The following is a 12,620-nucleotide window of genomic DNA, read 5'->3' as shown; positions in this document are numbered from 1 at the left end:
AAAATACCAAAGGAGGTATCCGATGTTAATATCAAAAAAAGATCTTCTTGCAATAACAGGTATTTCATATGGGCAACTCTATCGTTGGAAAAGAGAACGGCTAATTCCAGAAGAGTGGTTTATTAAGAAATCATCCTATACAGGTCAAGAAACATTTTTCCCAAGAGAGCAGATTCTTAGTAGGATTCAATCAATACAAGAATTAAAGAATCGTTATTCTTTAGAAGAATTAGCGAAGATGCTATCACCAGAAGTTGTCAGTTATAGCTATGATATAGATGTTGTAGAAGAGATGGAAGAAATCGATAAAAGTCTTATTGGAATCTTTCTGAATACCTATTCTAAGGAACAGTTTACTTATCTAGATATACTTTTTATGATAATTCATTCAGAATTAAAGAAAGAATTATCAATCGATTCTATGTCAATTGGAAAGCTAATTATGGGAGTAAAAGATCAGTTAAATAATATTAAAACAACAGGTTATCAATATGTCATTGTTAAATTAGATAGTGAATATTATTCGATATTAGCTAATGATGGTGGAATCTATTTAGATTCTAGATTTGAACTTATCAAGACAGTTCGAATCGATGAAGTATCCAATCGTATTAAAGTAAAATATAATGAAAAATATCATTTTTAGACCAGGAGGTTAATCGTATGAGAGATATTAGTATTGAAGGCGTTGGAAGTGTATCAGGTGGTGAATACAATAAGATAAGCATTGAAGGTGTAGGTTCCATCAGTGATGATATCAAAGCAGTCGAAATCTATATTGAAGGTGTATTCAATTGTAATGGTAGGATAGAATCTGATTTCATATCATGTGAAGGAGTAGCAACGATGAATGAAGCAATTAGGGCTAATAGAATTGATATATCGGGTGTCATGACTTTAAAAGAAGCGAATCTAGAAGCAAAGACAATTAATTGTGAGGGCGTGATAAAAAGCAATGCTGAGATTAGTGCAGATAAAACCGTTGTAGATGGATGTATCAAAGCAGCTGAGATTGTTGGTGATGAAGTAATCATAAGCCATACACCAGGTAGAGCGAGCCGTGGTATCAGAAAATTATTTGGTATCTCATCGGAGAATCTCTCATCAATAGGATTAATAGAAGCAACTACAATTCGAATTAATGATGCGAAAGTAAAGATAGTAAATGGTGAAAATATAACCATAGGTGAATACTGTGAGGTGGATGATATTGATTGCACAGGAAAATTATTGATTCATCCTAGAGCTAAAGTTGGTAGAATAACAGGAGTAACCGCGGAATATTCAGAAGAAATCTAATTCTACGAGATTAAAGTAATATGCTAATAGACTTAGCTAGGTACATTGAGTTGAATCATGTTTAATCAAGAGTATTATGAACCGCCACTAAACAAATTAATATAAGGCTTTTAAATTCAATATCATAAAAATCGCACAGAAATTAGAGGAGGAGAGGAAGGATAAGTATGAAGAGAAAAGAGGAAGAGGAAGATAAGAATAAGAAAAATTATGGAATGTTAACGAATATGATTTATGTCATGAAGGGCACTTTTAAGTATCAAAAACCTTTAATTCCATTTTTGTTCTTTGATGCAGTAGTTCAGACGGCTATGGCATTTATCTGGTTAGTAATTCCGAAATTAGTCATTGATCAGATTATGGGAAACGGTAGTATTTCATCTCTTTTAAAAGTGGTTCTTATTGCTTCCGTTATTGAATTGTTTTTCCTAGCGTTTCATCAATATGTGCAAACACAGATGTGGTGGCGCTTTATCTATGCAAGAATGGAATTTATCATGCAGAGGATGAGAAAAGCGCTTACGATGAACTATGAAAAACTTGAGAATCCAAAGGCTCTCGATTATATGGGGAAGGCGGAAAGAGCAACAGGTGGCAATATGAATGGTATAGAGGGAATGATGCATAGCGCTAATGATCTATTTATTTCGGTTGCTAAGATTATTACTTCCGCAGCAGTCATGTTTACATTAAATCCTGCAATGATTATTCTCATGATCTTGTTATCATTGGTTCATTATATCTTAATTGATGTTACGAAAAGAAGAGACAAAGAACTTTGTTGGGATAAATTAGCACCTGATTTTCGTAAGATATATTATCTTGATCAGACAACAAAGAACTTTGAATATGCAAAAGATATTCGTTTATTTGGAATGAAGGATTGGTTACTAGGAAAGCAGACAGAGATACATAAGAAAGCACATGCGAAAATTGTTGCTTCTAAAAATCGTTGGTTAAAATGTGGCATACTAAATCAAATATTAGGCGCAATACAAGATGGAATTCTATATGCTTGGCTTATCTATGCTGTATTGTATCAAGGGCTTACTATTGCAAATTTTACTTTATATCTAGGAACTGTAATAACCTTTATTAAGACATTATCTCAGGTACTTGATAATATAGCAGAGACACGTAAACAAAGTCTTGAGGTGAATGATTACCGAACTTTTCTTGAATTAGAAGAAGATGCAATGGAAGATAATCGAACAGTATATGATAGGGAAGCAAATAAAGTGAAAGCTTGTAATACATCATCTGATAATGACAGACAAAGAGAGAAAACTAAGGATAAAAAAACAAATTCTAAGGTAAATACTTATAGAAAACTACCTATGACTGATCGATATGAGTTCACATTTGAACATGTGTCTTTTCAATATCTAGGGCAAGAAAACTATGCGTTAAATGACGTTGATCTAACACTAAAATCTGGTAAAAAGCTTGCAGTTGTAGGCCTAAATGGAGCTGGTAAGACAACTTTTATCAAACTATTATGTAGATTATATGAGCCTACGACAGGTAGGATTCTCTTGAATGGGGTAGATATAAGAGAATATGATAGAAAGGAATATTATACGATATTTGCACCAGTTTTTCAGAATGTAGAGTGCTTTGCTTTCCCAATTGCTGAGAATGTATCAATGAAATCACCAGCGTTAACGGATTGTACGAAAGCTGAAAAAACGTTGATTCTTGCAGGTCTTGAAGAGAAGATATCTTCTCTAGAAAAAGGAGTAAAAACAGAATTATTAAAAGTACTGCATGATGATGGAATTGATCTATCCGGTGGTGAAAAGCAAAAGTTAGCACTTGCAAGAGCACTTTATAAAGATGCTAAAGTGGTAGTGTTAGATGAGCCAACAGCAGCATTAGATGCACTCGCAGAGTATAAACAATATATGGATTTCGATAAATTAATTGGGGGCAAAACAGCTGTATATATATCACATCGCCTTTCAAGTACAAGATTTTGTGATGCCATTGCCATGTTTGCGGATGGAAAGATTGTTGAATATGGAACTCATGAAGAATTATTAAAAAGTAATGGGGCATATGCCAATATGTATGAAGTTCAGGCTCAATATTATCAAGAAAAGGAGGTAGTATTTGATGCATAGTGAAGAAGAAAATTGTTTTGGATGTAAAAAAGCAATAAAGACAATGAAGTATTTTTATAAACAGGCAATTGATTATAAGCCAGGTTATTTTATCTTAATCATAGGCTCCATATTAGTAAGTTCGATCACTCCATTTATCAATATACTATTTCCAAAGTATATTATTGATGAATTGCTAGGAGATAAGAATACGAATCGTATCATACAGTTGGTTGCATTTATAGTTATCGGTAATATGATTTGCAATATGCTTAAGAATGCAATTGACGAAAACCTTGGCAAATATGCAGATAGTTTTGAGAGGTACTTTAATATCAAGATTAGCAGAAAGTCAATAGAGATGGATTTTGAACATACAGAGAATTCAGACGTCTTAAATCAGGCTCAAAAAGCGGAAACAGGTATGAGTTGGTATTCTGGTGGGATTGATGGCTTAACAAAATGTTTTGTAAGTATCATATCTTCGATAATCACTCTAACAGGAGTTACCGTAGTTATTGTAACAAAGTCATCTTTATTGCTACTTGTTATAGCAATTACAATCGGAATTACAACAATATTAAATGCGAAAAAGAATGCGATCCAAGTAAAAGCATTTCAAGGATTAGTAGCGCTTAACCGAGCATTTGGTTATATATTCTGGCAATTATCTAATTTTAAATATGGTAAAGACATAAGATTATATGGTGCAGATGATATGATGATGCAAAAAGCAAAAGATAACAACGAAGAAACTACACGTGTTTGGAAAAAGCAAGCTTTAAGTACTTTACCATATAATGAGATAGATTCTGTTATTACAGCAATTCGAGATGGCATTACATACTTTTATCTTGGATATAAAGCAATCAAGAGAGTAATATCGATTGGTGATTTCACTATGCTTTCATCGGCTGCAAGTACTTTCTCGGAGTCTCTGACTTCAATGATATTTAATGTTCAAGAGATACATAAAAAGTTACAGTTTATGAATGAATATATGGTATTTATGAACTATGAGAATAGTTTGGTTCGAGGAGAAGAAAAAGTAAAGAAGAAAGATGAATATGAATTCCAATTCGTTCATGTAAGCTTTAAGTATCCAAGAAGTGAAGATTATGTTCTAAAAGATATTAATCTAACGATAAAATCTGGAGAGCATCTTTCTGTTGTTGGTTTGAATGGAGCAGGTAAGACAACGTTTATTAAATTACTATGCCGACTTTACGAAGTAAGTGAAGGAGAAATCTTATTAAATGGTGTGAATATAAAAGAATATGACTATGAAGAGTACATGAAGATCTTCTCTGTTGTATTCCAAGATTTCAAATTACTCTCGTTCTCGATAAAGGAAAATGTTGCGTTAGGGCATTCTTTACAGGATACAGATGAAAAAGTAACAGAGCATCTTAAACTAAGTGGACTTAGTGATAAAGTTGCTACATTAGAAAAAGGGATTGAAACAAGTATCTATAAGCAATTTGAAGAAGATGGAATAGAACCATCTGGTGGGGAAGCTCAAAAGTTAGCAATTGCAAGAGCTCTCTATAAGAATGCTCCAATAATAATCTTAGATGAACCAACCGCGGCACTAGATCCAATCGCTGAATATGAGATCTATAATCATTTTGATCAGCTAGTGGGTAAAAAGACAGCCGTTTACATATCACACCGTTTATCAAGTTGCAAATTCTGTGATAGAATCATCGTATTTGGTGAAGGGACAGTAGCAGAGAGTGGAACCCATGAAGAACTTTTGAATAAACAAGGAGGAATCTATTCCAAGATGTTTAATGCGCAGGCACAGTATTATGTAAATGTCTAATACATAGAATATAATCTATATTGCGGAAGTATCTGCTTGGATCGAGGCAGAACGCTAAAAATTATATATTACATATTATTTTATGTTAAAGAAATAGAATAACTATGAACAGTTGCCTTACTAGAATAAATAGTAATAACCTTTAGTTAAATAATTATGGTATAATTACTAAAAAATTAATATATAAATTCAATTAGGAGGATTTCTATCATGAATCAAGTATTAGAAAATATAATTACAAGAAAAAGCGTTCGTTCCTTTACTGACAAAACAATCGAAGATGATATTCTTGAACAGATAATAAAAGCAGGAATCCATGCTCCAAGTGGAATGAATAAACAGAGTTTTCGATTTACTATCGTAAGAAATAAAGATAAAATGAGCAGATTAGCAAAAGAAATTGCGACTGAATTAGAACGAGATGTAAATACTTATAATTTTTACTTACCAGATGTATTAATCATGGTATCTGATGAGACGGAGAATTCAAATGGATTAGCAGATTGTGCTTGCGCATTAGAGAATATATTCTTAGCCGCTCATTCCTTAGGGGTAGGCTCTGTATGGATTAATCAATTGAAATTAATCTGTGATAAGCCAAAGATACGAGCAATCTTAGACGAGTTTGAGATTCCAGCGAGCCATACAGTTTGGGGAATGGCTGCATTGGGTTATCCAAAAGAGAATGCTACAGTAACAAAAGAAAGAAAAGCAGTGATTCATTATGTAGAGTAGTTATATTTGATTGGCTTTAAAAAGAATATGGAAAATATATGTTGTAATAATTACAAAAATTATTTCATAATATTAGAAAAAATGAATTTTGCTCGTGAAGTTGGTGATCGAATTATCTTTATGGATAGTGGAGAGATTATTGAAGAGAACACTCCAGAAGAGTTTTTTAAGAATCCGACATCAGAGCGTGCAAAGCAATTTCTTGCGAAGGTGCTATAAAGCTCAGCAAGTAATCTAATATCTTCAAAAATAACTTCATATAGCATATAATATTAAAAAAACAGTTAATAGGTGAGTGATTCGTCTGTTAACTGTTTTTTCTTAAATAAATTTTGCCTAGACTACCTTCCAAACAGGTCATTTGTCGTTAACTCATATAATTGATATAGCTTAATCGTAATATACATTTGCTCATAAAAATTATTCTTATCAAATCCAAGTATTGATACTGCTTTCTTTAAACGATACCTTGCAGTATTGGGATGTTGAAATATCTCTGTAGCAGTTTTAGCAATATCGCCATTATGTTTTATGTATATTATCATGGTTTCTAATAGATTGGAGGTATATTTCATATCATAATCCTTTAGAAGCTCAATGGAATTTAAATAGTTATGGCATACGGTATGATCTTCTACTAGAGGAGAAAGCAGTTTATAGATACCAATTTTGGAATATAACAAAAGATTGGTTTCTTCTAAGATACAGATTCGGTTCGCATAGATTGCTTGCTTTATGGAGATATCAAAGTGGTCGTGATCCATGACTTCATCGCAGATACCAATATGATAATATTCTGGATTGATATCGATGGATTTTAATAATTTTGTAATGATGTTTTGGGAGGATTCCATTGTTTCATAAGTAGAATCGTAGGAATAGAGAAGAAGGAGCCCGGATTTATATTTGATAAAGCTATAAGCGTATTGGTTTAAGGGCTTATATTTCTTAAAAATCATACGATGAAAATAAGAGTAGATGGTGTTAGCTCCAGCTTCTGTAGTTGGAGTGATATAAGAAGTGATAATATTAGGGTGAATCTCTGGATTAATCTCTTTTAATGTCTTTGACACTTCAAAAGAAGACGGATAGGTATGAATGAGATTTGTTATTTTTTCTTCAAATACTAAGAATTGAAGTTTGGTTTTCAATAACTCATTTGCGCTTAGAATTAAGTCCTCCATGTAAGCGTTACGGAATACGAAGATTGGTATATGATTTAATTTAGAGAAGGTTTTTACTTCTTCTGGAATATCTTGAAAGAATACAGTTTTAATCGCAATACCTGAGATTTTTCTCTTAAGCAGTTCTTTAAATGCTACTAGGATTAATTCTGGGTGATCTTTGGCAAAAAAAAGAGAGGTTAATACAAAATCACCCTCTTGAAATACGTCATAACCATTATTGATTGGTTCGTATTCTAAGATAACAATGTTATTCAATTGATTGGTTATGCCTTGCTCACCTGAAATTAATTGAAATTCACGAAAGAGGGATAGATTAATAATTTCATTCACTTGTAACATCGGTTGTCCTCCTTTAGGGTAGGATATATTTTTGAAATTTTACTAGTTTTTATATTCTATATTACAAATAAACTAGAAAAGTTGAAAATATTTTACCATATATTTTGTAGAAAAACAAATAAAAACCATATTGTAACAATAGATGTTATTTTCTATACTTAACGTAATATAAAAGCAAAGGTGCTACTGAAATTAGCCAAAATTTCAGGGCACCTTTTTTATTTACTTTTTTATTCAAATTAAAGAATGAAATGAACAGGAGATTGTGTTATGAGTAAATTTTTATTAGAAAAATATAAAAATATGGTAGCGTATATTCCCGGAGAGCAGCCAAAAGATAGAGCTTATATAAAGTTGAACGCAAATGAAACATCTATGAAACCTTCGCCTAAGGTATTAGAAGTATTAAAAAGTTCAAGAATGAATGGCTTAGGACATTATGCTGATCCAGATGCGAAAGAATTACGTACAGCAATTGCAGAATTGAATGATGTTGCGATGAATCAGGTATTTGTAGGAAATGGTTCCGATGAAGTTCTCGGATTCTTATTCTTAGCATACTTTAATGAGCAAAGTAAGATCTGTTATCCTGATATCACCTATGGTTTCTATCAAGTATTTGCTAAGACTTTTGGAATTAATGGTAAGCAAATACCTTTAAAAGAAGACTTCACAGTTGATGTTGATGCCTATGTAAAAACCAATAGACATGTGATTCTTGCAAATCCTAATGCCCCAACAGGTTATTATTTGCCTGTAAGTGAAATTGAAAGAATCGTAGTATCAAACCCAAATCGCTTAGTAGTGATAGACGAAGCTTATATTGATTATGGCAATGAATCTTGCATACCACTAACCAAGAAATATGATAATCTAATCGTCGTTCATACGATGTCCAAATCCAAGAATCTAGCGGGTGCCCATATTGGTTATTGCATTGCTTCTGAAAAACTAATTGAAGATCTAAACGGTATCAAATATTCCTTCAATCCTTACAGCATGAATGATATTACAATAGCAATTGGTACCGCAGCCATTAAAGATACAGCTTATTATAAAAAATGCATACAGGAAATTATCAATAACCGAGAATATACGAAGTGTGAACTTGAAAGATATGGGTTTACCGTGCTTGATTCTGCTACTAACTTTATCTTTGTGACTCACCCTAACTTGCATGCAAGGGAATATAATGCAAAATTAAGAGAACACGGTATTCTTGCAAGATATTTTGATTCAGAACGTATTCAAAATTATCTACGTATTACCATTGGAACAAGGCAGGAGATGGAGCAAGTAATCATGGTAACCTCACTAATTCTAGAAGAATTGGTTGCTTAAGTAGAATAATCAACGGAGAGAGCCTATGAATATATTAATCAGCGATTATGAAGACGTACTAGACAGAGATCTAGAGTATGAAAAACAATTATTACTTGAGCATTTACCTGAGGCTCATATTGAAGTATATAGTTACATCAATGAAGAAGAATTTCTAGAGAAAATCAAAGATGTGGATGTATTATCTACTGCATTTTTACCACTTAATAAGAAAGTATTACAAAGTGCCAAACGATTAAAATGTATCTCAGTGAATGCGACAGGATATGGTAATATTGATATCCAAGAAGCAAGAAACTTAAAGATTGAAGTAAGAACAGTGAAAGAATATTGTACAACAGAAGTAGCAGAGCATACCATGGCGCTCTTACTTTCACTTGTCAGAAACATTAAGCATTATTCAAATGAGATTGATAGGGAGAATATATGGAAATATCAATCGGTAGTCAATATGAAACGCTTGGCTGGGCAGACATTAGCTATCTTTGGATTTGGAAGAATAGGGCAAGCAGTAACAAAAAAAGCGAGGGCATTTGATTTAAAGATAATCGCGGTTGATCCTTTTACAAGTAAGGAGATTGCAGATGAGTTAGGCGTTACATTAGTAGATAAGGAATATGCACTTGAACACGCAGATATTATTACTAATCATATGAATCAGACGTTAGAAAACAAACAGTATTTTTCAAAAGAAGAGTTCTTAAAGATGAAGAAACAACCGCTTTTTATTAATGTTGGGAGAGGCGAATGTGTGAATGAACAGGATCTATTATGGGCATTGGAAAAAAAACATATATCAGGTGCAGCTCTTGATGTTCTTAAGGAAGAGAATCCAGAGTTAATAGATCATCCACTTACAAGACGAGATAATGTTATCTTAACACCACATGCTGCTTTTTACTCAGAACAATCAATGATCGACTTACAGACTCGTACTTGTGAAAATATTATTGATTCAGTGAAAGGGTGGAGATAGATGGAGAAGTTATATAAGGAAATAGAAGCAGTAGCCAAAGAATTAGTTCGAATACCAAGTGTGAATACAACTTCTGGAGAGAAAGATATCGCATTATTTATCGAAGAATATCTTAGAGATATGCCATATTTTAAAGAACATAACGATCAGATCATCATACAAGAGTTAGACTCTGATCCACTAAACCGAAGGAATGTAATTGCCTATATTAAAGGTGAGAAGTCGAAACATGGAGAAACGATACTCTTACATGGTCATATGGATACCGTCGGAGTGGAAGATTATGCAGCATTAAAACCATATTGCTTTGATCCAGATCAACTACTCGAAGAGATGTTAAAGATGAAACAGTTACCAGAAAGTGTTCGCAAAGACTTAGAATCTGGTGACTGGCTCGTTGGTAGAGGATCCTGCGATATGAAAAGTGGTGTAGCCGTATTTCTAGTGTTATTTCAGTATTTTAGTGAAAAAGCAAAGGAATTAAACGGCAACATACTCTTGTCCATCAATCCAGTGGAGGAGAATCTACATACGGGTATCATTGAAGCTACAAAGGTATTCAAGTTACTAAAGGACAAAGAAGGATTTCAATATGTATTAGCAATTAATAATGATTATATCTGCCCATTATATGAGGGCGACACTAAGAAATATATCTATACTGGTGCAGTTGGTAAGTTACTACCTTGCTTCTATATCCAGGGAAAAGAGACTCATGTAGGTCAATGCTTTGAAGGATTTGATGCCTCATCGGTAGCAGCTAGACTTGTGGAGGAGATCAATCTGAATACTGAATATTGTGACTCCTATGAAGGTGAATATACCTTACCTCCTTCGGTTCTAAAGATGAAAGATCTAAAACCTTGGTATAACGTTCAGACTGCAGCGGACGCTTTTGTCTACTTTAATTATTTTGTACATTATGAAAGTATGGGCGAGATCATTAAAAAGTTACAGCAAGCATCTAAAAAAGCTTTAGAAGAAGTTGAAGAGAAGATGAATAGAGAGTATCGTTCTTATTGTAATTTAAGTGGTGATACCTATTCTGAGATACATTTTTCTAAATCGCTTATCACTTATGATGAATTGTATCAGATGGCATTAAGGCAACTTGGAGATAGAATCGCAACACTCCTAGAATCAAAAACATATCAAATGCTACAGGAGAATGTTGATAAGAGAGAGATTCCTATGTACCTAGTGAAATATTTACTACAGGAACTAAAGATTAAAGATCCTACCATCGTGCTATATTTCGCAGCTCCATACTGTCCTCATAATACCTTAAAAAAGGAAAATAAGGAGGAGCAGGACTTAATTCTAAGATTGACTGAGATAATTAATGAATATGCGAAAGAATCAGAAGAAGAATATAAAATCCTTCAATTCTTCCCAAGCTTATCAGATAGTAGCTACTTAAAGATTGATGATGATGAAGAATCAATCCAAGAGTTAATATCTAATTTCCCAGAGTATGAGTTATTGTATGCAGTCCCATTAAAGAATATTAAGAAATTAAACATACCAGCTGTAAACTATGGCTGCTATGGAAAAGACGCACATAAATGGACGGAGCGAGTGTATAAACCATACACATTTCGAACATTACCACAATTAATCATAAAGACAATAGAGAAGTTCTTGTAGGAGGTAATCATATGTATGTAAAAAATGGAACGGGAGTACTTAAGAAAGTATTATTATCAAAACCAGAATATCTAAAAGCTACACCAATAAATGAAATAGCAAAGAAATGGGATCTTCATCTAGATATAGATAAAATGCTTCTTGAACATGAGTTATTCGTTCAAGCTTATCTAGACAATGGAGTTGAAGTAGAGTTCTTGGACGCGGATGCAGATAGACCCAATTCTGTATTTTCAAGAGACTTTGGTGGATGTATCAAGGAAGGATATATTTTAGGAAGATTTAAAGAACCAATTCGTTATAAAGAACATGTGGATTATGAAGCAAAGATGGAGGAACTTGGTATACCAGTGGTTGCTAGGTGTGAGGAAGGTTTATTTGAAGGTGGTGATTTCGCTTTTCTAAATGAAAATACAATAGCGATTGGTATGGTAGCCCGTACGAATGAACAGGGAATTGAGGAAATAAAAAAGGCGATAGAACCATTAGGTTATGAAGTGATTCCAGTACGATGTAAGGAGGAATATCTACATCTAGATATGTGCTTTAATCTTGTAGATGATACTCTAGCTGTAGCATACAAAGAAGGACTTCCAAGTGAATTTGTAGAACGTCTAGAGAAGATGGGAATTGAGATCATCCCTGTAAGTGAGGAAAGTATCTTTGCACATGGTTGCAATCTGCAAGCCTTAGGAGATAAAAGAGTGCTTTCACTAAAATCGAATCAATATGTGAATGAGGAATTAAGAAAACGCGGAATGAAAGTAATCGAATTAGATATCACTGAGATCTTAAAAGCAGGTGGAGGTCCACATTGTATGACTTTTCCATTGTTAAGAGAGTAAGAATTTTAAAGATATTCCTCATGATAGAGCAAATGGTTTATTAATGAAAAACTATCTGAAATATATTTATAATGAACGAACAGATAAGATAGAACGTGTATTAAGACTTCTCCATTTTAGGAATATTGAAGAATTCGGATTATGGATGGAAGATATTGTTGGAAAGCCTCCAAAACTTACAGATGCTGAGGTTATGGAATATACTGAATTAACCTGTATGCAAAAAGGAAGTATGAGTAATACTGCAAGAATGATTGGAAAAGAAGAAGTTCAGTTTCTATGGGAATTGATGCACAGTGAAGCAGAAAGGTAAGGATTGATAAA

At 33.2% G+C, this 12,620-nt stretch carries 11 protein-coding genes and 1 pseudogene; 11 read left to right on the top strand and 1 reads right to left on the bottom strand.

Annotated elements, in window-relative coordinates:
• Window positions 1–22: 22 nt before the first annotated feature.
• The 6 genes and pseudogenes from bsdtb5_RS13475 to glnQ all read left to right on the top strand — a co-directional run.
• Window positions 23–646 (top strand): DUF4004 family protein, encoded by a 624-nt coding sequence (locus tag bsdtb5_RS13475; protein WP_271712500.1) that lies wholly within the window; start codon window positions 23–25, stop codon window positions 644–646.
• Between the two features lie 17 nt (window positions 647–663).
• Window positions 664–1,299: a hypothetical protein gene (locus tag bsdtb5_RS13470; protein ID WP_271712499.1), complete on the top strand. Its 636-nt coding sequence runs from the start codon at window positions 664–666 to the stop codon at window positions 1,297–1,299.
• A gap of 167 nt (window positions 1,300–1,466) precedes the next feature.
• Window positions 1,467–3,422 carry an ABC transporter ATP-binding protein gene (locus bsdtb5_RS13465; protein WP_271712498.1) on the top strand — a complete coding sequence of 652 codons (1,956 nt, stop codon included), beginning with the start codon at window positions 1,467–1,469 and terminating at the stop codon, window positions 3,420–3,422.
• Window positions 3,415–5,226, top strand: coding sequence for an ABC transporter ATP-binding protein (locus bsdtb5_RS13460; protein WP_271716106.1), 1,812 nt, complete (start codon window positions 3,415–3,417; stop codon window positions 5,224–5,226). The genes bsdtb5_RS13465 and bsdtb5_RS13460 overlap by 8 nt, the downstream gene beginning before the upstream one ends.
• A gap of 210 nt (window positions 5,227–5,436) precedes the next feature.
• Window positions 5,437–5,961 carry a nitroreductase family protein gene (locus tag bsdtb5_RS13455; protein WP_271712497.1) on the top strand — a complete coding sequence of 175 codons (525 nt, stop codon included), beginning with the start codon at window positions 5,437–5,439 and terminating at the stop codon, window positions 5,959–5,961.
• A gap of 81 nt (window positions 5,962–6,042) precedes the next feature.
• A pseudogene (glnQ, locus tag bsdtb5_RS21965) lies at window positions 6,043–6,180 on the top strand (glutamine ABC transporter ATP-binding protein GlnQ); the annotation flags it as partial.
• A 122-nt stretch (window positions 6,181–6,302) separates the two neighbouring features.
• Here the strand turns inward: glnQ and bsdtb5_RS13445 are convergent.
• On the bottom strand, window positions 6,303–7,487 hold the full coding sequence (locus tag bsdtb5_RS13445; protein WP_271712496.1) for a PucR family transcriptional regulator: 1,185 nt from the start codon (window positions 7,485–7,487) through the stop codon (window positions 6,303–6,305).
• 270 nt (window positions 7,488–7,757) lie between these two features.
• Between bsdtb5_RS13445 and hisC the strand changes: the two genes are divergently transcribed.
• The 5 genes from hisC to bsdtb5_RS13420 are packed head-to-tail and all read left to right on the top strand — an operon-like array spanning window position 7,758 to window position 12,609.
• Window positions 7,758–8,828 carry a histidinol-phosphate transaminase gene (hisC, locus tag bsdtb5_RS13440; protein ID WP_271712495.1) on the top strand — a complete coding sequence of 357 codons (1,071 nt, stop codon included), beginning with the start codon at window positions 7,758–7,760 and terminating at the stop codon, window positions 8,826–8,828.
• A 25-nt stretch (window positions 8,829–8,853) separates the two neighbouring features.
• Complete coding sequence (locus tag bsdtb5_RS13435; protein ID WP_271712494.1) at window positions 8,854–9,804, top strand: C-terminal binding protein; 951 nt, start codon at window positions 8,854–8,856, stop codon at window positions 9,802–9,804.
• The gene (locus bsdtb5_RS13430) at window positions 9,805–11,451 is read left to right on the top strand and encodes a M20/M25/M40 family metallo-hydrolase (protein WP_271712493.1); all 1,647 of its coding nucleotides are present in this window, start codon (window positions 9,805–9,807) and stop codon (window positions 11,449–11,451) included.
• An 11-nt stretch (window positions 11,452–11,462) separates the two neighbouring features.
• Window positions 11,463–12,296, top strand: a complete 834-nt coding sequence (locus bsdtb5_RS13425) for a dimethylarginine dimethylaminohydrolase family protein (RefSeq protein ID WP_271712492.1) — start codon at window positions 11,463–11,465, stop codon at window positions 12,294–12,296.
• 43 nt (window positions 12,297–12,339) lie between these two features.
• Window positions 12,340–12,609 (top strand): dehydroquinate synthase/iron-containing alcohol dehydrogenase family protein, encoded by a 270-nt coding sequence (locus bsdtb5_RS13420; RefSeq protein ID WP_271712491.1) that lies wholly within the window; start codon window positions 12,340–12,342, stop codon window positions 12,607–12,609.
• The last annotated feature ends 11 nt before the right edge of the window (window positions 12,610–12,620 follow it).

The sequence above is a fragment of the Anaeromicropila herbilytica genome (assembly GCF_016591975.1).
Taxonomy (GTDB): Bacteria; Bacillota; Clostridia; order Lachnospirales; family Lachnospiraceae; genus Anaeromicropila; species Anaeromicropila herbilytica.
Note: the sequence above shows the minus strand (reverse complement) of the source record. Positions and strands in the feature narration are given on the sequence as shown.

What these genes read in the sequence shown, in the direction of transcription:
- bsdtb5_RS13475 (WP_271712500.1), top strand. Translation starts at nt 23, where the DNA reads ATGTTAATATCAAAAAAAGATCTTCTTGCAATAACAGGTATTTCATAT.
- bsdtb5_RS13470 (WP_271712499.1), top strand. Translation starts at nt 664, where the DNA reads ATGAGAGATATTAGTATTGAAGGCGTTGGAAGTGTATCAGGTGGTGAA.
- bsdtb5_RS13465 (WP_271712498.1), top strand. Translation starts at nt 1,467, where the DNA reads ATGAAGAGAAAAGAGGAAGAGGAAGATAAGAATAAGAAAAATTATGGA.
- bsdtb5_RS13460 (WP_271716106.1), top strand. Translation starts at nt 3,415, where the DNA reads ATGCATAGTGAAGAAGAAAATTGTTTTGGATGTAAAAAAGCAATAAAG.
- bsdtb5_RS13455 (WP_271712497.1), top strand. Translation starts at nt 5,437, where the DNA reads ATGAATCAAGTATTAGAAAATATAATTACAAGAAAAAGCGTTCGTTCC.
- bsdtb5_RS13445 (WP_271712496.1), bottom strand. Translation starts at nt 7,487, where the DNA reads ATGTTACAAGTGAATGAAATTATTAATCTATCCCTCTTTCGTGAATTT.
- hisC (WP_271712495.1), top strand. Translation starts at nt 7,758, where the DNA reads ATGAGTAAATTTTTATTAGAAAAATATAAAAATATGGTAGCGTATATT.
- bsdtb5_RS13435 (WP_271712494.1), top strand. Translation starts at nt 8,854, where the DNA reads ATGAATATATTAATCAGCGATTATGAAGACGTACTAGACAGAGATCTA.
- bsdtb5_RS13430 (WP_271712493.1), top strand. Translation starts at nt 9,805, where the DNA reads ATGGAGAAGTTATATAAGGAAATAGAAGCAGTAGCCAAAGAATTAGTT.
- bsdtb5_RS13425 (WP_271712492.1), top strand. Translation starts at nt 11,463, where the DNA reads ATGTATGTAAAAAATGGAACGGGAGTACTTAAGAAAGTATTATTATCA.
- bsdtb5_RS13420 (WP_271712491.1), top strand. Translation starts at nt 12,340, where the DNA reads ATGAAAAACTATCTGAAATATATTTATAATGAACGAACAGATAAGATA.